We start from the raw sequence: 25,574 nt of genomic DNA on the forward strand, positions 1-25,574 counted from the left end.
ACACGTTCCAGCTATGGCTGGCTCAGGGCGCATCAAGGTGCATCAGGCAGTTCCGGCAGTTCCAGCCCGGCTTCGCGCAGTTTTTGCAGTTTGTGGCGCAGGGTTCGCGGGCTGATGCCCAAACGCTCTGCGGCCCGCTGCTTCGAGCCCTGGCTGTGCTGCAGCGCGTCGGCGATGAGCTGGCGTTCATTCAACGCCAACTCGCTGCCTAGATCGCCCGCAAAGGGCTGCGGCGTAAATGGCTGCGGCGCGAGCTGCGGCTGCGCGAGTGCCGGGGCACGTTGAGCGCTCTCGGCGGCGGGCGGCGGAAACAGCAGATCGGCCGCTGAAATCACCCCGCTCTGGCTCAGAATGGTCGCGCGCTGCATCACGTTGTCGAGCTCGCGCACATTGCCCGGCCAGCGGTGGGCCAGCAAGGCCTGCTGCGCTGAAGGATCGAGCTGGGGCGATGGCGTCATGCCAAACGGCGCCGCATGGCGTACCAGCATGGCCTTGGCCAACGGCAAAATGTCGTCGCGGCGCTCGCGCAGCGGCGGAATTTGCACCGGAAACACGTTCAGCCGGTAATACACGTCTTCGCGCAGCACGCCTTGCTGCACCGCCTGCTGCAGATCGCGGTTGCTGGTGGCCACCAGTCGCACGTCGAGCGCGATGCGTTTGCGCCCACCCAGGCGTTCGATTTCGCGCTCCTGCAGCACGCGCAGCAGCTTGGCTTGTAGCGCCGGGGCCATTTCCGTCACTTCGTCGAGCAGCAGCGTGCCGCCCTGCGCCTGCTCGAATTTGCCCGGCGCCGACTGCCCTGCCCCGGTAAAAGCGCCCTTCTCGAAGCCGAACAGCGTGGCTTCGAGCAGGGTTTCAGGAATGGCGGCGCAGTTGATCGCGATGAACGGCCCCGCCGAGCGCGGCGATTGCGCGTGCACATAGCGCGCCATGACTTCCTTGCCCACGCCGCTTTCGCCCAGCAGCATGACGGTGACATCGGTCTGCGCGGCGCGACGAACGATGGTCAGAATCTGCTGCATTGCGGCAGACTCGGCGATCAGGCCGCTGGCGGGTCCGGGCGCCGATGTTGTCTTTGTCGAGGCCGCGGTCGGCGCCGGGCTTGCGACCGGGTTTGATGCCACGGCGACCTTGGTTTTTGGCGGGGTCAGCGACGTCGCCGAAGGCACGAACTGACGAATCTTGGACAGCGCCTGCGAGAGATCGAGGGGGGCGTTCAGATAGTCCGCCGCGCCGCTTTGCAGCGCCTGCACGGCCGCCTGCACCGAGGCATGCCGCGCCACCATCAGCACCGGCAGCGCAGGATGCAGGCCGTGCAGCCGCGCCAGCACCCGTGCCGCGTCGATGCCCACCCCTTCGCCATCGCAAAACACCAGATCGGGCGACCAGCCCTGCTCGACCGCTTGCAGGGCGGTGTCTTCCGCCGTATGCAGCGCGGCCACGCAACCCGCGCCCTGCAATTCGTCGCAAAGCCGCTGGCCACGCGCGGCGTCGTGGTCGATCAGCAAAATTCGCGGGGAAGTCATCGGGAAGGGTCGAAATCAGGCGAAGAGAAAACAAGAGGGCATACAGCCCGGCAGCAAGTTAGCAAAACCAAGGCCTGAGACGTGACGATTTTCCGTCACCCGCACTCGCAACAGCGGCAAGCTTCGAATTTACTCGCGCGCCTCGGCGCCCAGGCCGTATTTGCGGATTTTCTCCACCAGCGTGGTGCGGCGCAGGCCGAGGTGCTGCGCGGCATGCGCGATCACATGGCGGCTGCGCTGCAGCGCCTGTTCGATCAGGCTGCGTTCGATCTGCTCAAGGTAGGCGCGCAGGTCCATGCCTTCTTCGGGCAGAACAGGCTGCAGGACGGGCTCGGTCATGGCCTGCATCAACGCTTGCAGCCCCTCTTGCTCGTCGTCTTCGGCGGCGGTGTTCGTAGCCAGTTCAGGCAAAGCCGCCTCGGTCACGCTTAAATCTCGTCCCGGATCGCGCGCCAGATCGCCGCCGGCGCGCAGCTTGGGCGGCAGGTCGGCCAGACGCACGATGGAACCGGCATGCAGGATGAGCAGCCGCTCCATCAGGTTCTGCAATTCGCGCACATTGCCGGGCCAGCGGTAACTCAGCAGGGCCTGCTGCACGCCGTCGCCAAAACGCACCCGCCCCAGACCCTGCGCCTCGAGGCGTTGCAAGGCGTGTTCGGCCAGCAGCAAAATGTCTTCGCCGCGCTGGCGCAGCGGCGGCACCTGCACCGGAAACACGTTGAGGCGGTAGTAAAGATCTTCGCGAAACCGGCCCAACCCGATCTGCTGCTCCAGATCGCGGTGCGTTGCCGCCACGATGCGCGACTGCGCGCTCAGCACTTCGCTGCCCCCCACGCGCTCGAAGCATTTTTCCTGCAGCACCCGCAGAATCTTGACCTGCAGCGGTGGGCTCATCTCGGCGATTTCGTCGAGAAACAAGGTGCCGCGCCCGGCCAGTTCAAACCGGCCCTTGCGCGCATTGAGCGCCCCGGTGAACGCGCCCCGTTCATGGCCGAACAGCTCGCTCTCCATGAGTTCACCAGGAATCGCGCCGCAATTCACCGCCACGAAAGGCCGGGCCGCGCGCGGCGACTGCAAATGCACGGTGCGCGCCACCAACTCTTTGCCCGTGCCCGATTCGCCGAGCACCAGCACCGTGCTGTCGGTCTGCGCCACACGGCGAACCTGCTCGCGCAAAGTGCGCATCGGCGGGCTCTCGCCCAGCAGCAGATCGGGGCTGTCGGCAGTCAGGAGATGGGGTGCGCGGTCGTCAAGCATGGCGACATTCTCGCAGCCCCGCGAATGAGGGGTGCATCAACCTAGATAGAGTCGTCACGAGTTGTGGCATGATGGCGCTGTTCATACCAACCGCGCTATTGAGATGCCCGAGACGCTTCATCGACACGATCTATCAGATCGGCACTGGGAATTGCTCGAACCCCACTTGCCTGGACGAGCGGGAGTTTGGGGCGGGGTTGCGCGGGACAACCGCCAATTCATCAACGCCGTGTTCTGGATTCTTCGCACCGGTGCGCCGTGGCGAGACCTGCCCGCCTCATATGGCGGCTGGAAAAACACCCATCGGCGTTTTTGCCGCTGGCGCGACAAGGGCATTTGGGAGTCGCTCCTGGAGCAGTGCATTGATGAGCCCGATTTCGAGTGGATCATGATCGATGCCAGTCACTGCAAGGTTCATCCGCACGCAGCGGGTGCGCGGGGTGGCAATCAGGCGATGAGCCGCACAAAAGGGGGCTCAACACCAAGATACATCTGGCCGTGGATGCGCATGGTCTGCCGCTCCGAGCGGTTATTACAGAAGGTACCCGAGCGGATTGTGCAGAGGCTGAGCGGTTGATGGACGGGTTCAAGATGGACTACCTGCTTGCCGACAAAGGCTACGACAGTGACGCCATCGTGGCGCATGCCCAAGCGCAAGGCGCGCAAGCCGTGATTCCGCCACGCAAGAACCGCAAGCAACCCCGCACGTATGACAAAGCACTCTACAAACTACGTCACCTGGTCGAGAACGCCTTCCTGCATCTCAAGCGGTGGCGGGGCATCGCCACGCGCTACGCGAAAAACGTCGCCTCATTCGTTGCCGCCGTGCAAATTCGCTGCCTTGCCCTCTGGCTGCAAATCTTGTGACGACACTATCTAGCTTGCGCAAAATGCCTTCCACCCCGGTGAGCTTGTGCAACGGGGCTTTTGCATCACGCGCCGATGCTGCATTTCTATAGGGGCCGACGTAGAACAGATGCAGCCCGCGCACTTGCTGTGCGGCCACGCAAACCTGGGTGTAGCCCGCGCGGTGCAGCTTGCTGGCCAGACGGTCAATGCTCTGCTGCTTGCCAAAAGCGCCCACCTGTACATACCAGCCCGCAGTGCGGCAAACCCCCACCGCCCCGACGCGCTTCGGCTTCGCTGGGGTCGCAGCAGCACGCGCGGGCTCGGTACGGGCTTGAACCGCGGGCTTGTGTTGCGCGGGCTTGTGCTTCACAACGGGCTTGCTCGGGGCTGCGGCGGTGACCGCTGAACTCGCAGTCTCGACAACAGCGGTTGGCGCCGGGGTCGGTGCCGAAGCGGTTTGGGTTGGCGTTGCAGCGGATGCCACCCTTGCGGCCTGAGACGCCGTCTCCGCAGCCGTCTTTGGCGCGCTGGCCGCAGACAGCGCGTCCATCGCGGCGGCCGCGGCCCGTTCCTGCTGCGCCGTGCTCATCGCGGGCTTGGGCGCGGATGCCGCCACCGCGGAAGCCGCCCGCGCCGCCCTATTGGAAGCGCTGGACGCGGGATGAATGACCGTGCTCTCGGTGCCCGGCGTGGGCTTGCGCAGGCCGACCACTGCCCAGACGATGAGGCCCAGCAAGATGAGAACGCCGAGTACCAGAATGCTGCGATTGAGCCAGCGCAGACGGTTTTTCAGGGGTTGGAGATCGTCGTTCAAGAGTGCGTTCCAGGGCTGGGCGGCGTGACGGACGGCGTGGCGGACGGCATAACGGGCGACGCAACAGGCGACGCAACATCGGGCGTCGCGGCGCGCGTTTCGGCAGGGTTGAGGGGCGTATCGGTCACGGTCGCATTGCTGAGGGGAGACACGATCACCACGCTCACACGGCGGTTGGCCGCGCGACCTTTGGCGGTGTCGTTGGATTCGACCGGATGATATTGACCATACCCCGCAGCGACAAGCTGTTCGGGTTTCACCCCCTGCTCGATGAACATTTCCACCACCGACACCGCCCGCGCCGCAGACAGCGCCCAGTTCGACGGGAATTGCGCGGTATGGATCGGCGTGGTGTCGGTAAAACCGTTGACCTGAATCGGGTAGGCCACCCCCTGCAGCACCCCGGCGATCTGGTTGAGCAGGTCTTGCGCCTGCGGGGTGAGCGCCGCCTGACCCGAAGCGAACAACACGGTGTCATGGATGTCGATCACCACACCCAGCGGGGTCATGCGCACCCGCACATCGCCCTTGCGAATGGCGCTGGCCAGCAGCGTTTGAATCTTCTCGGCTACGCCCTGCAACGTCTTTTGCACTTCCTTGGCCCCCGGCCCGCCTCGGCCTGGCTCGATGATCTCGGGCTTTTGCTGTTTGGGAATGGGCGGCAGATCGATGGCCGAGGGCATACTGTTGAACGGCTGGCCTACCTGCACCGGGTTGGGCGTGGTGGGCTGGCCGGTGAAGGCGGCGATCATGGTCTGCGACAAGACCTTGTACTTGCCTTCGTTGAGCGAGGAGATCGAATACATCACCACGAAAAACGCAAACAGCAGGGTGATGAAGTCGGCATACGACACCAGCCAGCGCTCGTGGTTTTCGTGTTCTTCGTGGGCTTTTTTACGGGCCATGACTCAATTCGTTCGAGGTCTCTACGCCAGCAAAGCGGCTCAAGCGCCCTGCCGCTTCCGCGCCACCTGGCGGCGATGGTGACGGAAGATCAGCCGGTCGAGGTCGTTTTGCACCTGCTGATCGAGCGGATCGAGCTCCAGGGTGTGCCAGAACTGGCCGCGATCGGGACGTTGTTCGGTCATCAGGCCGGAAAGCACCAGCGGCAAGGCAATGCGATGACGCAGGTAGATGCGCGCCCACAGACGCCGCCCGACTTCGAGCGGCTGCTCGCTGGCCCAGCGCAGTTTGCGCGAAGACAGCGCGCAGGGCCGCTCCGGCGGCAGATTGCCCAGCCCGCGCAGCGCCGCGCTGGCCATCAGCAGCAAAAGATCGACGCGACGCTCCAGATTTTGGATGGGATCGGCGCGGCCATGTTCGCCGTCGTGCGACACGGTGGGTTCGTCGAGCATGAGCAGAGCGCGCAGCAGGGTGTTGTTGTCCGCCATGACTTCTGCGCGGGCCTGTGGCGGATTGAGTTCATCTACCCAGTCCAGCGGAAACACGCCATCGAGCTGCACCGCTGCCACAGCGCCGTGCAGCGCGTCGGGGTGGCTGGCGAAAAACCGGGAATCCGGGAAATCAGCGGGCTCGTTGGACTGGGACATGACGTTCTCCTTGCCGTGCATTGTCCCATTGCAGCAATAGTCGGGCCAATCCGTGTCGCCACGGAAGGCGGCTCAGGCCGCGGCCTGCTCCATGCCCTGATGCCAGGAGTCGCGCAGCGCCGTGACCACGGTGCGGCAGTCTTCGATGGCCTGCAGGTCGTCGAAAATATTGGCCTGTGCCAGACGGGCCAGCAGGTAGGTATAAATGCGCTCCAGGCGTTCGGCCACCGGCTGTTCGGCAAGCTGCGGGCCCTCTTGCGTACCATCAGGTAGCACGGCCAGCAGGTGCTCAACCAGTTGGTAAGCGCGCCCGAGCGATTGCCCCTTGAGCGGCAAATCCTTGCCGTCCGGTTTGCGCAGCGCGGCCTCTGCCCGCCGCAGGTATTCGAGAATGCCGTCCAGCCCGAGGGCGTAGAGCTTGTCTCCAGCGATGCCCTGATTTTCTACCTGGCGATAGGCGCGCATGGCAAAAGCGGCTGCACTCATGAAACTCTCCTGATGGGGCGACGATCAGCCGCCGGTCGAACTGGAACTGGAGCTGGAACTGCTGCCAGGCGGATTGAAGAACGCGGTGAGGTACTGCCCCACCGATTGCAACTGCGCGACTTGCGTCTGCATGGCGTTGAACTGCTGCTGCAGCAATGCGGTCTGTGAGGCCGCGCTGTTCTGCAACTGGGTGATCTGCTGATTGATGCCCTTGATGGTGTTGTTCAGCCCGCTGGTCGCGGCCGAAACAAACCCGCTTTGGGTATTGAGCGCCTGGGTCAGAATGGCATTCATCTGCTGATAAATGCCCTGGCTGACCGTGACCGAACCCAGGCTGCCCGTGGCCTGACCGCTGATGTTGACCTGCAGGCCCAATGCCGCACCCGGTCCGGTGACGGTGAGCTGCTGCCCGGCCCCGGTTCCGGTCTGGCCGTTGATCGACCCGACCACATCCGTGCCCTTGGCCATCAGCAGCGTGGTGCCGATGCCCGTGCTCCCGGCGGAAGCCGGCTGCGTGGACACCACGGAAAAATTCTGCGCACTGCCGTAATCGGCCGACTGGAACTCCAGCGTGCCGTTGTTGTTGATCGCCGAGATGCCGCTCAAACCCTGCTGGCTCAGCGTGGCGTTGATGGTGGCGACGATGGTGTCGATGGTGGAACCCGAGGCGAGCTGCACCGACACGCTGGTTGCGCCCGAACCGATGACCAGCGTTTCCGCGCTGGTGATGCCGCCGCTGGCGATGGGGTTGGACGCCGTCTCGCTGGCCTGCGTGGCGCCGGAGGTGACATTGACCGCATAGGTGCCCGGCTGGGTGTTGTTGCCCGCGCCGACATACTGCACATTGGCATTGGTGGCCGTGCCGACCTGGCCGAACAAACCGGCCACGGCGTTGTAGTTGCTCTGCAGCGCCGAGCTGAGTTTGCCGCTGTCGAGCGCCAGGGTGCCGTCTTGCGCGAGGCTGATGCCCACCGCGCCGAGCGAGGTGTAGGCGCTGCCCGGCGTGGTGCCGATGCCCTGTCCGCTGATGAGGTTGAGCAGTTGGGTGCGCAGGGTTTGAATTCCGGCGTTGCCGATGAGCGGGCCGCTCTGGCCGGACGCGCCGTTCGACCCGGGGGTGTAGGCGGTGAGCTGGTTGAGCGTGCCCATCGAGGTGTTGAAAGCCGTGACGAAACTCTGCACCGAGGTCACGAAGGCGCTGGTATCGTTCGCCACGGTGAGGGTGGTCGAGCCGCTGGTTTCGAGCAGGTTCAGGCTCACCCCCGGAATCGCCCCGCTGACCGCATTGGTCGCGCTGGTCACCGCCAGCCCGTTGATGCTCACCGAGGCGTTGCGGGCCGTCTGGCTCTCCGTCATGCCGCCCGAGGCGCTGGCGCTGTAGCTCAAACTGCCCAACGAACCCGTGGCGCCGCTGGTGCTCACGGTGAAGGCGTTGGCCGCGCCGGTGTTATTGCCCGTCATCGTCAGCCGGTAGCCGGTGCCGTCGTAAATGACCGCCGCATTCACCCCGCTGCCCGACTGGTTGATCGCCGCGGCAATGCCGTTGAGCGAATTGTTGGTGCCGTCGATATTGATATTGGTGACCGAGCCGCTGCCCACCTGAATCTGCAGCGTGCCCGTACCGACCGCCGTGTTGGTCGCCGTGGCGAAATCGCCGGAGTAGATGCTCTGCGTCTGCGCCAGCACGATATTGCTCAACGAATACGTGCCCAGCGGCGCGTTCGAACTGGCCGTGCCCGACACCGCGCTGGAGTTGCTCAGGCTGACCGAGCGATTGTTCAGACTGGTGACGTTCTGCAGCCCCGCCACGGTCGATTGCAGGCTGGACAGGCTGCTCTGCACCGAACCCCAGGCGCTCAGTGTGGACTGGTACGACTGTTCCTGGTTCTGCAGCAGCGTAATGGGCTGCTGATACGCCGCCGACAGCGAGGTGATCAACGACTGCACGTTGATTCCGCTGACCAGACCTGAAATGGATACCGACGACATACTGCGCTCCGATTGCGTTACCGCTTGACCAATTTAACGACACACCCCAGCCGAACTGTAGGGCCGAAGAATCGATCCGCGTCAGGCTTTTTCCTGCAGCAGACTGCCGGGCGACATCGGCTGGTCCGGGCTCTGCGCCGCGGCCTTCACCACCTGCTGCGAGGGCACGTAGTAGCGCACGAATACCTGCTGGGTCTGTTTGTCTTTAAGCTCCACCAGCAACTGACCGGGGTGACCGCCATTCGGGTCGAGCCCGGCCGTGAGCGCTACGGAGGGCGCTTGCTGGCTGACCTGTTTTTGCAAAGTGTCAGCCGCCTGCGCCAAAGTGGCGGGCGGCAAACTGTTGGGTGCTGCACCTGGCAAAACCCCTGCGGCCGCAGTGCTTGCAGTCGGTCCGGCTGGCACAAAGCTTGGCGCCGAACCCGGGGCTGGCGCAGACGCTGTTGGTGCTGTCGGTAGGATCGGCACGCCAGTCTGTAACTTGCCGGGCAAAGAAAAATTCACGGCATTTTGAACGTCCATGATGCCTCCATTCAGGCCAATGAAACCAAGACAAAAAGCATGAAGCAGATGGCAAAACCCCCGGGACGCCTCGCAGCGGCCCGGGGAAACCCCCTGGAGAAACGATCAAGCTCGATTACGGCAGGAGCTTGAGGTAGCTCTGTTGCAGCGAGTTCGCCTGCGCCAGGGTCGAGATGCCCGCTTGCTGCAGGATCTGGTACTTGGACAACTGCGTGGTCGCCTGGGCGATGTTGGCATCCTGCACCACAGACTGGGCCGCCTGCAGATTGGTCGCGGTGGTCTGCGAGTTCTGCACCGAAGCCTGAATCCGGTTCTGGATCGCACCCAGCGCGCCGCCTTGCTGGTTCAGTGCGTTGATGGCGCTGTCAATGATGGAGATGGCCTGGTTGGAACCTTCCACCGTGGACACATTGACCGTCGACGCAGCTTGCAGCTTGCTGATGCTGTCCAAACCAATGTTCGAGCCGTTAGCCAGAGAGTAGCCCTGGGTGGACTGCAGTTGTACAAAACCCTGAACCAAGGCGGTTCCGGCTCCGCTGGTGATGGCTGGCGCCGTCCCTGCGGTGAGAGAACCGCTGCCGCCGAAGCCCGATACCAGGATGTTCTCGCCCTGGTTCTGGCTCAGCACCAGTTGGTTGCTGGAGTTGACGCTGGCGGTCACGCCGGTCTGCGCCGTGCTGTTGTTGACAGCGGCTACCAGACCGCTCAGACCCGTGGGATCGGTGCTGGTGACGTTGGCGGAAATGTTGACCGTGTTGGTCGGGCTACCCGAGGTGCCGTTGCTCAGCGAGAAGGTGTACGACCCCGTAGTGACGGTAAACGCCACGCTGGTGTTGGCCGTTGCCGTGACGCCGGTCTGCTGGGTGATGGCGTTGAACGACGCGGCAATATTGGCGGCCGATTCGTCCGTTGTTACCGCCACGCCGCTGGCGCCGGCAGAGCCAGAAATCGACACCGTGCCCGCAGTGAAGTTGCCCGCTCCGGTGCTGATGGTGTAGGCCGAGCCGTAGCCATTATTGGTTACCGAGCCGTTGGCGCCGGAATAGACCGTGCCGCTGGTGCCGACCGTATTGACCCCAACCGCATTGGCCTGCGAGTTGGCGATGGACACGTTGATGACCTGATTGGCATTGGCACCCACCTGGAACTGCTGGCCGCTGAAGGAGCCGTCGAGGATGTTCTGGCCGTTGAACTGGGTTTGCGTGGAGATGGTCTGCACCTGCGCCAGCAACTGCGACACCACGCCTTGCAGCGAAGCGCGGTCGGAGGAGGTGTTGGAGCCGTTGGCCGACTGAACCGCGATGGTGCGGATCTGTTGCAGCAGGTTGGTTTCGTTTTGCAGCGCGCCGGTGGCGGTCTGCACCAGCGAAACGGCCTGGTTGCCGTTGGACACGGCCTGGTTCAGCCCGTTGATCTGGGTTTGAAAGCGCTGCGAAATGGCGTAGCCCGCCGGGTTGTCCGCAGGCCCGTTGATCTGCTTGCCGGTGGACAGTTGCTGAATGTAGGTGCTGAGGCTGCTGGAGGTGCTGCCGAGTGCGTTCAGGGTGTTCAGCGCGTTGACGTTGGTGTTGATGATGCCGGAAATGGCCATGATGGAGCTCCTTTGCTATGGGGAAATCCGGCATCCGTGCCGAATACGGACAACCCTGTCCGCACTCCTCTTAACGGCACGCTCCAACTGCGCTTTAGGATTTTTTTTGCGCGGCCTGCGCCGCCCGCTCCGCAACGGCACGCAGGCGCTCCAGCAGAGGGGCCAGGGCGTCGGCTGGCGACGGGTCTTGCTCCGCTGTTGGCGCGGGCCGCTCGGCTGACTCTGCCGCCGGGCCGGGTTCCGCCCTGGGCTGAACGACGGCGCCGAGCAAGGCGTCGAGATCGGCTTCGGTTTGTTCGAGCAATTCGGCAGCGGCCGGGCTGGCGGCCAGATGCGAGAGTTGCAGCCGCAGGTTCAGCCCCAGCAGGGCCAGCGCCTCGGCCGTTTGCGCGAGTTGTTTGGCGCTGTGCTTGTGCTCAGCCTCGGCTTGCGCCAGTTTTTCGGCGCGGGCGGCGGCGTGCGTCTGGGCGGTCGCCTCGCGCTGGGCGGCCGCGCCGATCTGCGCCTCGACCTCGGCGGCGAGGCTGCTGGCCAGCGAACTCAGTTCCGCCCAGGCGGCTTGCTGCTGTTCGCGCTGTACCCGCGCGATGCTCTCCATCGCCACACGCGGGGCGGGCAAAGCCGCTGCAATGGCCTCGGCTTTGGCTGCCGCTACTGCACGGGCCGCGTCCTGCGCCTGCTGTCTGGTCTGAGCCAATTCGGCCTGCGCCTGAGCCGCCTGCCGCTGCCAGGCGCTGCTTTGCGCCCGCTCGGCTTCGAGCGCCGACTGCAGAGCGGCGAGCTGGGCGGCAGTTTGCGCGGCGATTTTGACCTTCTCTCGGGCGGCGTCTTCCACGGGCTGACGCGCCGCAGAGGCCGCGTCGATCAACGGCTGCCAGAAGGCGGCCAGGGACGATTTGAGCGGCGCCTGCGCATCGGGCGCGGCGACCGCTTCGCGCAAGACTTGCTGCACCTGCAACAAATCCAGACGAATAGACAGACCGAGATAGAACGCCAGCAGCACGAGCAGAGCCGCCCCTGCGCCCCAGACGGTGAGCAGCAGCGCGGGTTCGGCGTCAAGACCTGCGGCAACCCCCAGCGCCGCGCCCCAGATCAGCGCGAACAGGCCCAGCAGCAGCAGGCTGCGTTGCGGCGTGCGCTTCATGGTTGTGCTCCCCCGGCGTTCCAGCAGGCTTGCCACAGCGCGGCGACATCGAACACCGCGATGGGTTCGACCCAGGGCGCCTGCGGACCGGAAGGCTCGGCGAGTGACGGCGCTCCCGCGTGCAACAGCCCCCGGATGGCGTTCCACGGCGGCCGCAGCCCCGGCTGCACCGGCGCCCAGTGCCGGGTGAGCGTGGTGGCGGACAGCCGCAGCAGCCCGCCGACGTCATCCACCGCGAGCACACCGGCCTGCTGCGCCTGGCTCCAGACCAGAAACCGTGCATCGCCCCGAGACAAACTCGGGCGGCGCAGCAGACAGGCGCCCAGATCGAGCACCAGCAGCGGCCGTCCCTGCCAGGCCATCAGGCCCGCGCAATGCGGGTGGCGCTGCGCCAGCGGCAGCGCCAGCAGTTTCGGCGAGCGCAGAATCTGGCGCACCGGGGCCGCCTCCAGCGCATGAAGTTGATCGCCCACGCGGAACTGCAGCCAGGAGATCGTGCCGGTCATCGGTCGCTCCCCACGCGCAGGCGCGCTTCGAGCCAGGGCAGATCGAGCAGCAGCACGGGCTGCCCGGTGTCTGGCTGCCAGGGCGCGCCTTCCCACGCCGCCGCGCGCACGCCGCAAGCCGACTGCACGGACGCGGGCACGGGCCAGAACAGCAGGTCTTGCTGGCGGCCAAGGGCCTGCACCCGCAGGGCAAAAGGCGGCTCGCCCGAATCGGGCTGAAGTAACAGTGCTGCGCCGCTGACCTCGTGCTGCGGCTTGGGCACCTGCCAACAAGCGGGCAGATCGAGCGCGGGCAGTGCCACATCGTCTTGCAATAGCAGAAGCTGCCCGTCCGGGCCGGTCCACTGCGGCGTGCCGGGCTCCAGAACCCAGGGCGCCAACGCGAGAGGAATTGCGACGACCCACGGGCCGACCACGGCGGTTTGCACGGTGAGCGTCTGTGCTTCGTCCAGCGGGGTTTGCGGGGTCGGCTCTGCGGACGCGATCGGCGCCGGGGCGGGATCAAACACCTGCGGCGGTGCAAAGCGCATCGGCGCGACGGGCTCCGGCTCTGGCTCTGGCTCTGGCTCTGGCTCTGGCTCTGGCTCTGGCTCTGGCTCTGGCTCTGGCTCTGGCTCTGGCTCTGGCTCTGGCTCTGGCTCTGGCTCTGGCTCGGGTTGCGTCTCGCTGCGGGGCTTTGCTTCGGCTGGTTGCTGCAGCGGGGGCGGCTCGGAAGCCGCAGGCGCCGCTGTCGGCTCGGCCTGCTCCGGCGGCAAGTGCTGGCGCAAGCCGTCGATCACCGCCTGCAAGGTTTCCCATTGCAGCGCGGCGCCGGATGCGACCGATGGCAGTTGTTGCAGCAGATCCTGTTCGCCCTGGCGGCACAGCGCGCTGACGGCTTGAAGCTGCAGAAAGTCGGCGCCGATGCGAATGCCGCGCAAGGCTTCGGCGGCGTTGCCCAGCGACTGCAGCGTGTCCTCGCGCGTAGGCTGCGTTTGCAAGCCGGCGATGAACAGTCGCAAAAATTCCTCCGCATCCACGCGAAAAGCCGCCAGCAGTTCCTGCGCGCTGGCTTGGCGCAGGCCGCTGGGCGGACGGGGACGGGGAGGAGACGCGGACATGGTGACGCTCAATGCGGGGCCCATCTCCATGAAAGCACGGCGCACCCGGTTGCGACCGGCGATCTGAACGACGATCTCATGCGCAATGGCCGCGTTCGAGGCGCACCTGATCGCGCCCTTCGGCCTTGGCGTGGTACAGCGCCCCATCGGCGCAGCGCAGCGTTTGCGCAATCGCGCGCTCGTTCAGCGCGGCCACGCCAGCGGAGAAGCTGATGTGCAGGCCGCCGGCCTGGGTCTGCACCAGCGGGCGCTGCACGATGGTCTGCCGCATGCGGTCGATGATCTGCACCGCCTGCGCCGCGGTGGCGCCGGGCAGCACGAGCACGAACTCCTCTCCGCCGTAGCGATAGACGCCGTCGTAGGGACGCAGCGCGCCGCGCAGCAGGCGGGCGAATGCGGCGAGCACGCGGTCGCCCGTCTGATGGCCGTGTTGATCGTTGACGCTCTTGAAGTGGTCGATGTCGAGCATCACGACCGAGCACATGCGGCCCTGACGCAGCACCAGCGACTGTTCGCCCTGCAGGCGCTGCTGCAGCGCGGCGCGACCCGGCAGGCCGGTCAGCGGGTCTTGCGCCGCACGCCGGGCGGCGAACACCACCTCCAGATCGGCAAAGCCCTGCAGGGTGTCGAGGCCGAGGTCGATCAGCCGATCCCAGGTTTGCACGGTCCGGGCATGCTGCTTGTCGGAGGCCGCCAGCACGCTGATCAGCGTGCCAAGCTCAGCCAGACGCTGCTGCTGCGCATCGTGCAGCGGCAGCAACTCGGCGGCATCTGGCCCGCTGCGGTCGATGGCCCGGTCAAGCTGGTGTTCGATGGCGGCACGCGGCAACGCGGCCACAGCACCGGGGTTTTTGCGATAGCCGCCCTGGCGCAGGCAGCGCTGAAACCAGGCGGCGTAGATCTGCCGCGCCAATCGCAGAGCCGAAGTTTCTGCCGCCGGTCCAGCTTCGGGCTCTACGGAGCCCGCTTCGATCAGACCGCCTTCGAGCACACTCAACGTCGGCGTGGACGGCTGTTTGGGTTCGGCGCTGGGCAATAAAGCAAGGGCACGCATGGGAATCTCCATCAGAGGGTGATTCCTGATTAGCAAACCCGGTGCCAGTCGATTCCTTGCTTTTTAAGGGGGTAGATGACCTATTTTTGGCGTCACTCAGCACTTCCGGGGCTGCAATCAACCCTTTCTGCTCAGCGCATCCACCGAAAGACGGTTTTTTGACGTCCGCAAAAGTCGGCTATTGCAGTGGTACGACAACTTGCCCTAGCGCATCCACAATGCCGCTGACCACCCGGCCCGACTGCACATTGCGCACCAGCACCGATTGCCCCACGCGGCCGTCCGCCATCGCCTGCCCCAGCGCCACCAGACGCACACCCATGCCCTGCGCGATCAGGCTGACCGACTGGCCGTAGTGAACAAGCTGAGGGCCGGTGAGCATGCTCTGCACCAGCGGTTGACCCGCCGCCACGCTGTAGCGCAGCACCTGCCCGACCAGCGCCTGCGCGTCGGTCTCCGCACCGGGGGGCAGCCGGGCGGCGTCGCGCTCGACCGTGGTGAGATCGGCCGCAGTGAGCACATGCCCGGCCTGCAGCGCGCGCGCCACGACCACCACCCCCTGCGGCCGGTCCACCCGCACCGGCAGGTAGAGCGACCAGACCGAGGGCGCGGTGCAGCGCACCTCCACGGTTTGCGCGCCGTAGGGGTTGGCGTTGCCAAAATACGCCGTGCGCAGATCGGCGCACTGCGGAAAGCGCAGCCCCGGCGCTGGCCCCTGAACATCGATCTTCACCTTTTCCCCGCCCGGGGGCAGCCCCGCGCGCACGAACGCCTCCACCGCCGCGCGGATAGTGGCCGGGCTTTCGGCTGCGGGCACGGCCCAGGCAAATGTCGCTACGCCTAGGCTGACATTGACGACCCACGCGAGCGCGAGCAGACGCAGGCCAGAGAACAAATAAAGACGGATGGGCATGGAGCAGGATGTCGCCGGGTAGCAGGTTTGCCTTTCTCCTGACGCAAAGTCTGTACCAGCCGGAACCCTCAGTAAGACGCCCATCGCTTGCCGTCCCAAGCTGTAGAGCGGCAAGGTCTTGCCGCTTTCTCCGTGCCGATTGCCGCTTGCGACGCCTCGCCCCCGCAGATCCCGGCGAGTCGCGCCTGGCATGGAATCTGCAGTTAAAGCGCCACTCACCACCCAATCCACGACCATGACTTCCGCCCTCGACCGTGAATTCGCCCCGCTGCAAACCGCGCTGAACCTACGGGCGCAGCGGCAGCAACTGCTCTCGGCCAATATCGCCAATGCGAACACGCCCGGCTACAAGGCGGTGGATGTCGATTTTTCCGCCGCGTTCAAAGCCGCTTTATCCGGGCAGCAAACCGGCGGCCTGCCGCTCAAGACCGAGAACGCCAGGCAACTCGCTGGCAACGTCGCCCCGGCCGGATCGAATTTCATCGCCTACCAGGCCGGCAATAACGTGAGCCTGAACGGCAACTCGGTGGACATGAACCGCGAGCAGGCCGCCTTCCAGAAAAACAGCATTCAGTACGAAGCCGATCTCACCTTCCTCACCGGCAAGATCAAAACCCTGACCTCCGCCATCACCGGCAACTAAGCGGCGCATTCACCATGTCCCTGTTCTCCGCTCTCGATGTGGCCAATTCCGGCCTGACGGCTGAAAGCTACCGCCTCAACGTGGTGGCCAGCAATCTGGCCAATGCCAACTCCGCCGTCAGCTCCAACGGCCAGCCATACCGCGCCCGCGAAGTGGTGTTTGCCGCGCAGCCGCTGTCCGGCCCCGGCGTGCCCGCAGGCGTCAACGGCGTGCAGGTGGCCGGTGTGGTGGAAAAACCCGGCCCGCTCAAGCTCGTCTATGAACCCGGCAACCCGCTGGCCAACAAAGACGGCTATGTGAGCTACCCCAACGTCAATCCGGTCGATGAAATGGTCAACATGATTTCCGCCTCGCGCGCCTATCAGGCCGACGTGAATGTGATGACCACCACCAAAAACCTGCTGTTGAAAACCCTCACGCTGGGCCAGTGAATTGTCCAGAACGCCCCGCCACTGACTGAAAGACCCCTGCCATGAGCACCTCTCCCATCAGCTCCAATTCCTTCCTGTCCTCGCTGCAGACGAGCAGCAGCAGCGGCACCTCGGGCAGCGCCGCCAGCGGCCTGAGCGGACTGAACAACGTCAACACTTTCTACACCCTGCTGGTGACTCAGCTCACCAACCAGGACCCGATGAACCCGATGAGCAACACCGATCTGTCGGCGCAGCTCGCGCAGTTCAGCACGGCCAGCGGCATTCAAAGCATGCAGCAGTCGATGGCCACTCTCACCGCCCAGCTCGCGCAGACGCAAGGGCTGCAGGCCGCCAATCTGGTGGGGCAGACCGTCGTGTTCGACAACAACAGCATCAGCCTGCCCAGCAGCGGCGGCACGGCCGGGGGCTTCACCCTGGCCTCGGCCGCGCAGAACGTGCAGGTGCAGGTGCTCAACAGCGCAGGTCAGACCATCGACACGCTGCAACTCGGCGCCCTGCCCACCGGCGTGCAAACCTTCAACTGGGATGGATCGACCAGCGGCGGGCAGCAAGCCCCTGCGGGCAACTACACCTTCAACGTCAGCGCCACGGACGGCACCGGCCAGCCGGTTGCGGCCGTGCCTTTCGGGACGGGCAAGGTGCAGTCGGTCTATCTCAACGGCAGCAATGGCCCCGCACTCCAGATGGAGGGGCAGAGCAGCACCGTGCCGCTGTCGAGCATCGTGGGCGTGATGTAGTCAGCCGAGTTTTCCCGCAGCGTTTGCCCGAAGCACCCAACACCACACCGCCTTCAGACCACACCATTTTTCGGGGGATTCCATGAGCACCTTCCAAACCGCCCTGTCCGGCCTCCAAGCCGCCTCCACCGACCTGCAGGTGATGGGCAACAACATCGCCAACGCCAGCACGGTGGGCTTCAAAAGCTCGAACGCCCAGTTCGCCGACACCTACGCCGCAGCCATCGCGGGTACCTCGCCGCAGTATGGCCAGGTGGGCATCGGCACCTCGGTAGCCACGGTGGCGCAACAGTTCTCGCAGGGCAATATCGAGTCCACGAGCAACCCGCTCGATGTGGCCATCAACGGCAGCGGCTTTTTCCAGTTCAACTACAACGGCGCCACGGTGTATGGCCGCAACGGCCAGTTCCAGCTCGACCAGAACGGCTACATCGTCGATGCTGCGGGCGGCCAGCTCATCGGCACACCCGCGGTCAGCGGGGTGCTCACCGGCGGCTCCGGCCCTCTGCAGATCACCACCACCACCCTGGCGCCCAAGGCCACGACCAGCGGCACGCTGGGGTTGAACCTCAATGCCAGCTCGACGCCGATCAGCAGCGGCACGACGTTCAATATCAACGATCCGACCAGCTACAACTATTCCACCACCGCCACGGTCTATGACAGCCTGGGCACCTCGCATCTGCTCACAACCTATTACGCGCTGACATCAGGATCGACAGACGGGCAGAAATGGAATGTGTACTACAGCGTCGACGGCACGACCAGCAGCGGCAGCGGCATCACCAGCGGCGGGCCGTTGACGATCCAGTTCACTTCGACCGGTGCGATCAGCGGCACGGCAAGCGGCACGATCGGACCGTTGTCATGGGCAGACGGCGCCTCGGGTTCAACCATCGCGCTCAACTTCGCCGGCTCGACCAATTACAACGCCACCTCGGTGGTGAACTCGCTCACCACCGATGGTTCGTCGGTCGGTCAGCTCAGCAATCTGTCGATCGATCCCAGCGGCGTGGTGTTCGGCCGCTACACCAACGGTCAATCGGCCAAGCTCGGGCTCATCACCCTCACCAACTTCAAGGCGCCGCAGGGCCTGCAGCGTCTGGGCAACAATTACTTCGTGCCCACCTATGCCTCGGGCCAGCCGCTCACCGGGCAGCCGGGCGGCGGCGGGCTGGGCGTGCTGCAGTCCAGCGCGGTGGAGCAGTCCAACGTCGATTTGTCGTCGCAACTGGTCAATCTGATCGTCGCGCAGCAGGCTTATCAGGCCAATGCGCAGACCATCAAGACGCAGAACCAGGTGGTACAGACTTTGCTTAGCCTGTAATAAAACAGCTCGCCTCCATCATGGATACCTTGTGGATTGCCGCCACCGGCGCCCGCGCCGTTCTGCGCCAGCAGGCGGTGACGACCAACAATCTCGCCAACGTGAACACCACCGGCTACCGCGGCGAGCAGGCGCAGTTCCGCGCCTTGCCGGTCTACGGCAACGCCCTGCCCACCAGCGCCTACACCACGGTGCAAGGCAACAGCGCGAACCTGCAGGAAGGGCCGATCAACCACACCGGGCGCAATCTCGACGTGGCCATTCGCGGCTCGGGCTGGATTGCGGTGCAGGCCCTCAATGGCGACACCGCCTATACCCGCAACGGCGATCTGCAAGTGAACGCCAGCGGCATTCTGTCCACCAGCGATGGTCGGCCTGTGCTCGGGCAGAGCGGCGCGCCGATTTCCGTGCCGCCGCTGGAGTCAGTGCAGATCGGCGCCGACGGCACCATCTCCGGCGTGCCGGTGGGCAGCCAGCCCAACGCGCTGGTCGTGATCAACCGCATTCAGCTCGTCAACCCGCCGCCCGCACAGATGCAGCGCGGCGCCGACGGCCTGTTCCGCGACACCCAGGGCCCGGCGCCGGCCGACGGCAATGTGCAGCTAGCCGTGGGCGCGTTAGAGGGCAGCAATGTCAACCCGGTGCAGGCCATGATCCAGATTCTCGACAACACCCGCGCGTTTGAAATGCAGACCAAGCTGATGCAGACCGTCGATCAGAACCATCAGGCCGCCACGCAATTGCTCAACGTGAGCTGACCCGCCACGCCACGCCCGCCCCCACAACGCCATTAGAGAAACCGCCATGATCCGCTCGCTCTACGTTGCAAAAACCGGCCTCGAAGCCGAACAGACCCGCATGGACGTGATCGCCAACAATTTGGCGAACGTCAACACCAGCGGCTTCAAAGGCTCGCGCGCCGTGTTTCAAGACCTGCTCTATCAAAACCTCACCCAGCCGGGCGCGCAGTCGTCGCAGAGCACGCAATATCCCAGCGGCCTGCAACTGGGCACCGGCGTGCGCCCGGTATCCACCGAGCGGCTGATGACGCAGGGCAACCTCACGCAAACCGGCAACTCGCTCGATGTCGCCATCAACGGCCAGGGCTTTTTTCAGGTGCTCGAACCCAACGGCACCATCGCCTACACCCGCGACGGCACCTTTCAGCTCAACAACCAGGGGCAGCTCGTCACTGCCAACGGCTATCTGGTGCAGCCCACCGTCACCATTCCGGCCAGCGCACAAAGCGTGACCATCGGCAACGACGGCACCGTGTCCGTCACCCTGCCGGGACAGGCCGCGCCGCAGCAGGTGGGCGCGCTGCAACTGGCCAGCTTCGTTAACCCCACCGGGCTGCAGAGCATTGGCGACAACCTCTATCTGCAAACCGGCTCCAGCGGCGCGCCCAACACCGGCCAGCCCACGCTCAACGGTCTAGGCTCGGTGCGGCAGGGCTATCTGGAGTCGTCCAACGTCAACGTGGTGGCTGAACTGGTCGACATGATCTCCACCCAGCGTGCTTACGAAGTCAACAGCAAGGCGGTGACGGCTTCCGACCAGATGCTGCAATACGTCAACAACAATCTGTGATGACCGCGATGTCTTTCCTGCGCTCTGACTCTCACCGTCTGCGCCTGTTGCTGGCCGCGACGTTCGCCCTGCTGCTGGGCGCCTGCGCCACGGCGCCGCAGCATCTCAGCAGCGGTGCGCTCAAGCCCCTGCCCATTCCGGCTGAGCCGGAGTCGATGAATGCGCACACGCCCAACGGCGCCATCTGGCAGCCGGGCACCAATGTCTCGCTGTTCGAGGACAGCCGGGCGCACCGCGTGGGCGACCTGATCACTGTGCTCATCCAGGAAAACGCCAACGCCACCAAATCGACCAACACCACGGTGAACAAGTCCGACGACGTGAGCGCGGGGCTGTCGAGCTTTTTCGGCAAGCCCTTCACCGTGGGCGGCTACTCGCCGTCGATGGGGCTGACCTCATCCACCAAGTTCGGCGGCAACGGCGCTACCTCGCAGAGCAACACCTTCACCACCACCCTGCAAGCCACCGTGCTGCAGGTGATGAGCAACGGCAATATGCAGATCTCCGGGCAGAAGGAAGTCATGCTCAATGGCGGGCATGAATACATCCGCGTGGCCGGCGTGGTGCGCGCGGCCGATGTCAGCCCGCAAAACACCGTGCTGAGTACGCAGATTGCCAACGCCCGCGTGGAATACAGCGGCACCGGCGATGTGTACGCCGCCGCCAAGGTGCCCTGGCTGGCGAGCTTCTTCCTCTCGCTGTGGCCGTTCTGAAACTGGGTGACGACATGCCGACCGAATCACTGCGCACCCCCCTCCCCCTCCCAACCTCCCCCACGGCGTGGGGGAGGAGTGATGGCTTCCTCCCCGCTCGCGGAAAGAGCCGGGGTGGGGAGCATGCCATTTATCGCCACTTGCTCGCCTGGCTGGCGGCGCTCTGCCTGCTCTGCGCCGCGGCGTTGCCCGCGCAGGCCGCCGCCATTCGCGATCTCACCAGCGTGCAGGGGGTGCGGGTGAACCAGCTCGTCGGCTACGGCCTGGTGGTCGGCCTCGGCGGCACCGGCGACCAGGCCACGCAGGTGCCCTACACCACCCAATCGCTGCTCTCCATGTTTCAGCGCCTGGGCATCAATCTGCCACCCGGCGTAGCTTCCAACCTGCAACCGAAAGACGTGGCCGCGGTGATGATCACCGCCAACCTGCCGCCGTTTTCTCAGCCTGGCCAGCAGATCAACGTGACCGTCTCGGCGGTGGGCAACGCTTCCAGCTTGGCCGGTGGCACCCTGCTGATGACCCCGCTCAAAGGCGCTGACGGCCAGACCTACGCCGTGGCCCAGGGCAGTGTGGTCGTCAGCGGCTTTGGCGCCGCTTCGGGGGGCAACAGCACCCAGGTCAACTTTCTCACCGCCGGCATGATCGCCAACGGCGCCACGGTCGAACGCGCCGTGGCGAACAACTTCGATAAGGCGGGCCCGATCACCCTTGCGCTCAACTCCCCCAGCTTCGGCACCGCCAGCCGTGTGGCCGATTCCATCAACCAGCGTTTCGGCGCGGGCACGGCCACGGCGCTCAACGCCGGGGTCATTCAGGTGAATGCGCCGCTGACCGCGGGCGACCGCACCGCCTTTCTCGGCCAGGTCGAAGCGCTGGACGTCTCTCCCGAATCGCCGCCGGCCAAAGTGGTGATCGACGCCCGCAGCGGCACCGTGGTGTTGGGGCAGAACGTCACCCTGGGCGCCTGCGCGGTGGCGCACGGCAATCTGTCGGTCACCATCAACACGCAGTACGAAGTCAGCCAGCCCAACCCGCTCGGCGCGGGGCAGACCGCCGTCGTCCCCAAAACCGATGTGAAAGCCAAGGCGGACAAGGCCAATCTGCTCATGTTCAAGCCCGGCGTCACGCTCGAAGCGGTGGTGCGCGCACTCAACGCCGTGGGCGCGGCGCCCAACGACCTCATCGCCATTCTGCAGGCCATGAAGGCGGCGGGTGCGCTGCACGCCCAGCTCGAAGTGATTTGAGCGAGTCGAGAGCCCATCCGCCATGACCACGCCACCCAGCCCGCCCCTGTCCCCGCTGCCGCCCAGCGGCGCGGCGGCGTCCAACAGTCTGTCGTTCCAGGGGCTGAACCAGCTCAAGGCTGCCGCCAATGCCGACCCGCGCAGCCCGCAGGCGATCAAGGCCGTGGCGCAGCAATTCGAAGCGCTGCTGATGCAGCAAATGCTCAGCGCCATGAACGCCACCAGCCTGGGGCCGGATCTGCTAGGCGACACCGCGGGGCCAATGTTCAAGTCGATGTTCACCCAGCAACTCGCCACCACCCTCAGCCAGGGGCAAGGCATGGGGCTGGCCACTTATATCGCTCGCGAGTTGTCTACCCGGTATGGGCTCAACCCCGGACTCAACCCCGCCGGATCACAGCAACCTTCGGGCACCCCCGCCGCCTTACCCGCTGACGGCGGATCGATCGCCGCAAATGCGGTGAACACACAGGCCAGTGCGCTTCCGCTGGCCAGCGCGGCAGCGGCCTTGCCGACACAGTCGCTCGCCACCTACCGTCAGAACGCCCTACCGGTGCAGCCGCTCAACCCGACGCCCGGCACCTCGCCCACCGCGCCCAGCTCGTCCGCCAAAAACGCCACCCCGCCGCTCGAACAGGCCAAGTCGTTCATCGCCAGCATTCTGCCCAGCGTGCAGACCGCAGCCAAACAGCTGGGCGTCACGCCCGTAGCCATTCTGGCGCAGGCCGCGCTCGAAACCGGCTGGGGGCAGCACGCACCGGGCAACAATGTGTTTGGCGTCAAGGCGGGCAGCGGCTGGACCGGCGGTACCGTGCAGACACTCACCCGCGAATTTCAGAATGGCGTGGCGTCCATGGGCACGGCCGCCTTCCGCGCTTACCAGAACGTAGCCGACAGTGTGGACAACTACGCCGCCCTGCTCTCCCGTCCGCGTTACCAGTCGGCCCGTGGTCAGGGCAACGATATTTCGGCGTTCGCCAACGCGCTGCAGCGCAGCGGCTACGCCACCGATCCCGACTACGCCGCCAAGCTGGTGGCCATCGCCCGCAGCCCGCGCATGCAGCTGGCGCTGCAGCAACTTGGGGTAGATTCAGGGCCGGATTCAAGTTCTGCAGCGCAGTGACGTTATCTCTCATACTCCCTGCGCCCTTACTCCCTGCGCCCGCATCCGCCGCCATGTCCCAGCTCCAGCCCCCTCAAGACGAACGCCAGCTCGTCGCTGCGCTCACCGAAGTGCTGCGCCAGCAGCGTCAGGCGCTGGTGAATACCGGCAGCGAAGGCGCCGCTCCCGTGACCCCCATCTGGCAACCGCTGCTCCAGGCGCTCGAAGGCTTTGCGCAGCGCCGCCGCTCGGGCGACCCCGTGCTCGACCACAGCCCCGAGATCACCGCCGAAGTCACCGCCCTGCGCGACGAAACCCTGGCGCTGCAGCACACCCTCACCGTCTGGAGCGCCGCGCTGCAGCAGGCCATCACCCAATCGCAGCGGCAAGCCGCCGAACCCACTTACGGGCCGGCAAGCGGCGTGGCCAAGGGGTATGGCCAGACGCAAGGCCAATCTTTAGGGAGGGGATGAGATGTCGGGCATCAGCGGGCTTCTCAACAATGCCCTCACCGGCTTGCAGGCGGCGCAGTCTGCGCTGCAGGTCACGGGCAACAATATCGCCAACGTCAACACGCCCGGCTACAGCCGCGAAACGGCGGTGCAGAGCACCCTCACGCCCAGCCTGTACGGCGGGCAATATCTGGGCAACGGCACGCAGATCGACGCCGTCACCCGCAGCTACAACAGCTATCTGCAGTCGCAGGTTTGGAGCACGGCGGCCACCGCCAGCGGCGCAAACACCCTCAACACCCAGATCCAGCCCATCGCCAATCTGATCGCCGGCGCCGACTCGGGTCTGAGCACCTCGATCAACCAGTTTTTCGCCAGCGGCGTGGCGCAGGTCGCGGCCAACCCGGCCGATATCCCGTCTCGGCAAAGCCTCATCAGCCAGTCGCAGTCGCTGGCCCAGACCATTCAGACTTCGGCGCAGCAACTGCAAAGCGCTGCCAATGGCGTCAACCAGCAACTCGGCCAAAGCGTGACCGCCATCAACAGCCTCACGCAGCAGATCGCCCAGCTCAACGTTCAGATCAATACCCTCTCGGGCACCGGCAGCACGCCCAACTCGCTGCTCGACCAGCGCGATCAGCTCATCACCCAGTTATCGGGCCAGGTGGGCGTGACCGTGCTGCCGCAAGACGGCAATCAGGTCAACGTGTTCACCGGCAACGGCCAGGTGCTGGTGGCCGGTGCGCAATCGTTCGACCTGAAAACCACGCCCAGTGCCTTCGACCCGTCGCAGCTTGAAGTGGCCTACGCCTCCAATGGCGCGGTGCTGTCGCAGGGCCTGCAAGGCGGCACGCTGGGTGGGCTGCTGCAGTTCCGCAGCCAGGTGCTGCAGCCCGCGCAGAATGCGCTCGGTCGCATCGCCGACGGTCTGGCTTCGGCCATGAACAGCCAGCAGGCACAGGGGCTCGATCTCAACGGCCAGTTCGGGGCGGCCCTATTTCAGGCCGGGCCGGTGCAGGTGCTCGCCAGCTCGGCCAATACCGGCAATGCCGTCATCAGCGGCAGCGTGGTCGATGCCAATGCGCTCACCACCGCCGACTACCGGTTGAACTACGACGGCAGCAACTGGTCGGTCACCAACCTTGCTACGGGGCAGCCCGTCAGCGGGGCGACAGTGGGCGCCTCGGGCAGCGCCACCGTGCTGAGCTTCGACGGCGTGCAGGTCAACGTCAGCGGGGCGCAGGCGGGCAACAGCTTTGAGGTGCAGCCCACGCGCTACGGGGCGCTCAACTTTCAGTCCATCCTCACCAACCCCACGCAAATCGCCGCGGCCTCGCCCTATGTTTCCAGCGCGGGGCAGATGCAGTCGGGCAGCCTGGTCAACACCAATCTGGGCAACCTCACCCTGTCGGCCGGGCAATACAGCGCCACCAGCGGCGCCGGCGCTTTGATCATTTCGGGGGCGAGCGTGCCGACCCCCCTGCAGGTCACGCTCACCAGTGGCGGCACCAGCGGCGCCGTGGGCTTTCAGGTCACGCAACCCGGCTCGGCCACCGTGCTGGCCAGCGGCAGCCTGAGCCTGGGCGGCAGCGGGCAGGTGCTGTCCATCCCTTACGCCAACAACCCGCCAGGCGGCTACTGGAACGTCACCCTCGCCGGCAGCACCGCCGTCTCGGGCGACGCCTTTACCCTAAGCCCGGCCAGCGGTGGCAATGGCGGCAATGCGCAGGCCATGGCCGCGCTGCAAACCGCCAAAACGCTCGAAGGCGGCAGCACCTCGCTCGAAGGCGCTTATTCGCAGCTCGTCAGCCAGGTCGCCACGCAGGGCAACCTGGCGCAGAGCGCACTGAGCGCGGCCAGCGCCGTCGCCGCCCAGGCGTCTGCCGCGCAGCAGTCGGTCTCGGGTGTGAATCTCGACGAAGAAGCGACCAACCTCATTCAGTATCAGCAGGCGTATCAGGCCGCGGCCAAGGCCATTCAGGTGGGCAACAGCCTGTTCACCTCGCTGTTGCAGGCCGTGCAGTAAAAAGG

General features: G+C 65.4%; 26 protein-coding genes. 12 read left to right on the top strand and 14 right to left on the bottom strand.

Annotated elements, in window-relative coordinates; all coding sequences use genetic code 11:
• Positions 1 to 32: 32 nt before the first annotated feature.
• Positions 33 to 1,526 carry a sigma-54 dependent transcriptional regulator gene (locus tag BIO17B3_RS02010; RefSeq protein ID WP_156052810.1) on the bottom strand — a complete coding sequence of 498 codons (1,494 nt, stop codon included), beginning with the start codon at positions 1,524 to 1,526 and terminating at the stop codon, positions 33 to 35.
• A 129-nt stretch (positions 1,527 to 1,655) separates the two neighbouring features.
• Complete coding sequence (locus BIO17B3_RS02015) at positions 1,656 to 2,783, bottom strand: sigma-54-dependent Fis family transcriptional regulator (protein WP_156052811.1); 1,128 nt, start codon at positions 2,781 to 2,783, stop codon at positions 1,656 to 1,658.
• Positions 2,784 to 2,886: 103 nt separating this feature from the next.
• Here BIO17B3_RS02015 and BIO17B3_RS02020 point away from each other — a divergent pair.
• A protein-coding gene (locus BIO17B3_RS02020; protein ID WP_156052812.1) for an IS5 family transposase occupies positions 2,887 to 3,650 on the top strand; the annotation gives its coding sequence in 2 pieces (ribosomal slippage) (positions 2,887 to 3,259 and positions 3,259 to 3,650; 765 coding nt in all).
• Here BIO17B3_RS02020 and BIO17B3_RS02025 read toward each other — a convergent pair.
• The 12 genes from BIO17B3_RS02025 to flgA all read right to left on the bottom strand — a co-directional run bounded on the left by BIO17B3_RS02025 (position 3,547) and on the right by flgA (position 15,301).
• Positions 3,547 to 4,446 (bottom strand): SPOR domain-containing protein, encoded by a 900-nt coding sequence (locus BIO17B3_RS02025; RefSeq protein WP_232054156.1) that lies wholly within the window; start codon positions 4,444 to 4,446, stop codon positions 3,547 to 3,549. The two genes, BIO17B3_RS02020 and BIO17B3_RS02025, sit on opposite strands and share 104 nt — an antisense overlap.
• On the bottom strand, positions 4,443 to 5,351 hold the full coding sequence (motD, locus tag BIO17B3_RS02030; protein ID WP_156052813.1) for a flagellar motor protein MotD: 909 nt from the start codon (positions 5,349 to 5,351) through the stop codon (positions 4,443 to 4,445). The genes BIO17B3_RS02025 and motD overlap by 4 nt, the downstream gene beginning before the upstream one ends.
• 39 nt (positions 5,352 to 5,390) lie before the next feature.
• On the bottom strand, positions 5,391 to 5,996 hold the full coding sequence (locus BIO17B3_RS02035; protein WP_156052814.1) for a PilZ domain-containing protein: 606 nt from the start codon (positions 5,994 to 5,996) through the stop codon (positions 5,391 to 5,393).
• A 72-nt stretch (positions 5,997 to 6,068) separates the two neighbouring features.
• On the bottom strand, positions 6,069 to 6,482 hold the full coding sequence (fliS, locus tag BIO17B3_RS02040; RefSeq protein WP_156052815.1) for a flagellar export chaperone FliS: 414 nt from the start codon (positions 6,480 to 6,482) through the stop codon (positions 6,069 to 6,071).
• A 24-nt stretch (positions 6,483 to 6,506) separates the two neighbouring features.
• Positions 6,507 to 8,471, bottom strand: a complete 1,965-nt coding sequence (gene fliD / locus BIO17B3_RS02045) for a flagellar filament capping protein FliD (RefSeq protein ID WP_156052816.1) — start codon at positions 8,469 to 8,471, stop codon at positions 6,507 to 6,509.
• 81 nt (positions 8,472 to 8,552) lie between these two features.
• On the bottom strand, positions 8,553 to 8,810 hold the full coding sequence (locus BIO17B3_RS19110; protein WP_232054157.1) for a hypothetical protein: 258 nt from the start codon (positions 8,808 to 8,810) through the stop codon (positions 8,553 to 8,555).
• Positions 8,811 to 9,108: 298 nt separating this feature from the next.
• Positions 9,109 to 10,584, bottom strand: coding sequence for a flagellin (locus tag BIO17B3_RS02055; protein WP_156052818.1), 1,476 nt, complete (start codon positions 10,582 to 10,584; stop codon positions 9,109 to 9,111).
• 94 nt (positions 10,585 to 10,678) lie between these two features.
• Entirely contained in the window at positions 10,679 to 11,728 is a 1,050-nt protein-coding gene (locus tag BIO17B3_RS02060; RefSeq protein WP_156052819.1) for a chemotaxis protein, read from the bottom strand.
• Positions 11,725 to 12,234 (bottom strand): chemotaxis protein CheW, encoded by a 510-nt coding sequence (locus BIO17B3_RS02065; protein ID WP_156052820.1) that lies wholly within the window; start codon positions 12,232 to 12,234, stop codon positions 11,725 to 11,727. Before BIO17B3_RS02065 ends, BIO17B3_RS02060 begins: the two co-directional genes overlap by 4 nt.
• A complete protein-coding gene (locus BIO17B3_RS02070) occupies positions 12,231 to 13,334 on the bottom strand; it encodes a histidine kinase (protein ID WP_232054158.1) in 1,104 nt (367 codons plus the stop codon). Before BIO17B3_RS02070 ends, BIO17B3_RS02065 begins: the two co-directional genes overlap by 4 nt.
• Before the next feature lie 76 nt (positions 13,335 to 13,410).
• Positions 13,411 to 14,388, bottom strand: a complete 978-nt coding sequence (locus BIO17B3_RS02075; RefSeq protein WP_156052822.1) for a GGDEF domain-containing protein — start codon at positions 14,386 to 14,388, stop codon at positions 13,411 to 13,413.
• Positions 14,389 to 14,566: 178 nt separating this feature from the next.
• A complete protein-coding gene (gene flgA / locus BIO17B3_RS02080; protein ID WP_156052823.1) occupies positions 14,567 to 15,301 on the bottom strand; it encodes a flagellar basal body P-ring formation chaperone FlgA in 735 nt (244 codons plus the stop codon).
• Between the two features lie 235 nt (positions 15,302 to 15,536).
• On the opposite strand from flgA, the gene flgB reads away from it, so the two are divergent.
• The 11 genes from flgB to flgK all read left to right on the top strand — a co-directional run bounded on the left by flgB (position 15,537) and on the right by flgK (position 25,569).
• Positions 15,537 to 15,944 (top strand): flagellar basal body rod protein FlgB, encoded by a 408-nt coding sequence (flgB, locus tag BIO17B3_RS02085; protein WP_013105540.1) that lies wholly within the window; start codon positions 15,537 to 15,539, stop codon positions 15,942 to 15,944.
• A 14-nt stretch (positions 15,945 to 15,958) separates the two neighbouring features.
• On the top strand, positions 15,959 to 16,375 hold the full coding sequence (flgC, locus tag BIO17B3_RS02090) for a flagellar basal body rod protein FlgC (protein WP_013105539.1): 417 nt from the start codon (positions 15,959 to 15,961) through the stop codon (positions 16,373 to 16,375).
• 41 nt (positions 16,376 to 16,416) lie between these two features.
• Positions 16,417 to 17,115 (top strand): flagellar hook assembly protein FlgD, encoded by a 699-nt coding sequence (locus BIO17B3_RS02095; RefSeq protein WP_156052824.1) that lies wholly within the window; start codon positions 16,417 to 16,419, stop codon positions 17,113 to 17,115.
• An 82-nt stretch (positions 17,116 to 17,197) separates the two neighbouring features.
• Complete coding sequence (gene flgE / locus BIO17B3_RS02100; protein ID WP_156052825.1) at positions 17,198 to 18,442, top strand: flagellar hook protein FlgE; 1,245 nt, start codon at positions 17,198 to 17,200, stop codon at positions 18,440 to 18,442.
• 20 nt (positions 18,443 to 18,462) lie between these two features.
• Positions 18,463 to 19,200 (top strand): flagellar basal-body rod protein FlgF, encoded by a 738-nt coding sequence (gene flgF / locus BIO17B3_RS02105; RefSeq protein WP_156052826.1) that lies wholly within the window; start codon positions 18,463 to 18,465, stop codon positions 19,198 to 19,200.
• Between the two features lie 46 nt (positions 19,201 to 19,246).
• Positions 19,247 to 20,032 (top strand): flagellar basal-body rod protein FlgG, encoded by a 786-nt coding sequence (gene flgG / locus BIO17B3_RS02110; RefSeq protein ID WP_013105535.1) that lies wholly within the window; start codon positions 19,247 to 19,249, stop codon positions 20,030 to 20,032.
• Positions 20,032 to 20,745 (top strand): flagellar basal body L-ring protein FlgH, encoded by a 714-nt coding sequence (locus BIO17B3_RS02115; RefSeq protein ID WP_156052827.1) that lies wholly within the window; start codon positions 20,032 to 20,034, stop codon positions 20,743 to 20,745. Before flgG ends, BIO17B3_RS02115 begins: the two co-directional genes overlap by 1 nt.
• Positions 20,746 to 20,759: 14 nt before the next feature.
• Positions 20,760 to 21,989, top strand: coding sequence for a flagellar basal body P-ring protein FlgI (locus tag BIO17B3_RS02120; protein WP_156052828.1), 1,230 nt, complete (start codon positions 20,760 to 20,762; stop codon positions 21,987 to 21,989).
• A gap of 22 nt (positions 21,990 to 22,011) precedes the next feature.
• Positions 22,012 to 23,112, top strand: a complete 1,101-nt coding sequence (gene flgJ / locus BIO17B3_RS02125) for a flagellar assembly peptidoglycan hydrolase FlgJ (protein WP_156052829.1) — start codon at positions 22,012 to 22,014, stop codon at positions 23,110 to 23,112.
• A gap of 53 nt (positions 23,113 to 23,165) precedes the next feature.
• A complete protein-coding gene (locus tag BIO17B3_RS02130; RefSeq protein ID WP_156052830.1) occupies positions 23,166 to 23,564 on the top strand; it encodes a hypothetical protein in 399 nt (132 codons plus the stop codon).
• Position 23,565: 1 nt separating this feature from the next.
• Positions 23,566 to 25,569, top strand: a complete 2,004-nt coding sequence (gene flgK / locus BIO17B3_RS02135; RefSeq protein WP_156052831.1) for a flagellar hook-associated protein FlgK — start codon at positions 23,566 to 23,568, stop codon at positions 25,567 to 25,569.
• Positions 25,570 to 25,574 lie beyond the last annotated feature (5 nt).

The organism is Thiomonas sp. OC7, assembly GCF_900634595.1.
GTDB classification, from domain to species: domain Bacteria; phylum Pseudomonadota; class Gammaproteobacteria; order Burkholderiales; family Burkholderiaceae_C; genus Thiomonas; species Thiomonas arsenitoxydans.

Bases quoted from the DNA above. Each gene is read 5' to 3' on its own strand.
- BIO17B3_RS02120 (WP_156052828.1), top strand. From the start codon at position 20,760: ATGCCGACCGAATCACTGCGCACCCCCCTCCCCCTCCCAACCTCCCCC.
- flgG (WP_013105535.1), top strand. From the start codon at position 19,247: ATGATCCGCTCGCTCTACGTTGCAAAAACCGGCCTCGAAGCCGAACAG.
- BIO17B3_RS02010 (WP_156052810.1), bottom strand. From the start codon at position 1,526: ATGACTTCCCCGCGAATTTTGCTGATCGACCACGACGCCGCGCGTGGC.
- BIO17B3_RS02115 (WP_156052827.1), top strand. From the start codon at position 20,032: ATGACCGCGATGTCTTTCCTGCGCTCTGACTCTCACCGTCTGCGCCTG.
- BIO17B3_RS02075 (WP_156052822.1), bottom strand. From the start codon at position 14,388: ATGCGTGCCCTTGCTTTATTGCCCAGCGCCGAACCCAAACAGCCGTCC.
- flgJ (WP_156052829.1), top strand. From the start codon at position 22,012: ATGACCACGCCACCCAGCCCGCCCCTGTCCCCGCTGCCGCCCAGCGGC.
- flgF (WP_156052826.1), top strand. From the start codon at position 18,463: ATGGATACCTTGTGGATTGCCGCCACCGGCGCCCGCGCCGTTCTGCGC.
- BIO17B3_RS02015 (WP_156052811.1), bottom strand. From the start codon at position 2,783: ATGCTTGACGACCGCGCACCCCATCTCCTGACTGCCGACAGCCCCGAT.
- flgK (WP_156052831.1), top strand. From the start codon at position 23,566: ATGTCGGGCATCAGCGGGCTTCTCAACAATGCCCTCACCGGCTTGCAG.
- motD (WP_156052813.1), bottom strand. From the start codon at position 5,351: ATGGCCCGTAAAAAAGCCCACGAAGAACACGAAAACCACGAGCGCTGG.
- flgC (WP_013105539.1), top strand. From the start codon at position 15,959: ATGTCCCTGTTCTCCGCTCTCGATGTGGCCAATTCCGGCCTGACGGCT.
- BIO17B3_RS02130 (WP_156052830.1), top strand. From the start codon at position 23,166: ATGTCCCAGCTCCAGCCCCCTCAAGACGAACGCCAGCTCGTCGCTGCG.
- flgA (WP_156052823.1), bottom strand. From the start codon at position 15,301: ATGCCCATCCGTCTTTATTTGTTCTCTGGCCTGCGTCTGCTCGCGCTC.
- BIO17B3_RS02070 (WP_232054158.1), bottom strand. From the start codon at position 13,334: ATGTCCGCGTCTCCTCCCCGTCCCCGTCCGCCCAGCGGCCTGCGCCAA.
- fliD (WP_156052816.1), bottom strand. From the start codon at position 8,471: ATGTCGTCGGTATCCATTTCAGGTCTGGTCAGCGGAATCAACGTGCAG.
- BIO17B3_RS02065 (WP_156052820.1), bottom strand. From the start codon at position 12,234: ATGACCGGCACGATCTCCTGGCTGCAGTTCCGCGTGGGCGATCAACTT.
- BIO17B3_RS02060 (WP_156052819.1), bottom strand. From the start codon at position 11,728: ATGAAGCGCACGCCGCAACGCAGCCTGCTGCTGCTGGGCCTGTTCGCG.
- BIO17B3_RS02055 (WP_156052818.1), bottom strand. From the start codon at position 10,584: ATGGCCATTTCCGGCATCATCAACACCAACGTCAACGCGCTGAACACC.
- BIO17B3_RS02095 (WP_156052824.1), top strand. From the start codon at position 16,417: ATGAGCACCTCTCCCATCAGCTCCAATTCCTTCCTGTCCTCGCTGCAG.
- fliS (WP_156052815.1), bottom strand. From the start codon at position 6,482: ATGAGTGCAGCCGCTTTTGCCATGCGCGCCTATCGCCAGGTAGAAAAT.
- BIO17B3_RS02035 (WP_156052814.1), bottom strand. From the start codon at position 5,996: ATGTCCCAGTCCAACGAGCCCGCTGATTTCCCGGATTCCCGGTTTTTC.
- flgE (WP_156052825.1), top strand. From the start codon at position 17,198: ATGAGCACCTTCCAAACCGCCCTGTCCGGCCTCCAAGCCGCCTCCACC.
- flgB (WP_013105540.1), top strand. From the start codon at position 15,537: ATGACTTCCGCCCTCGACCGTGAATTCGCCCCGCTGCAAACCGCGCTG.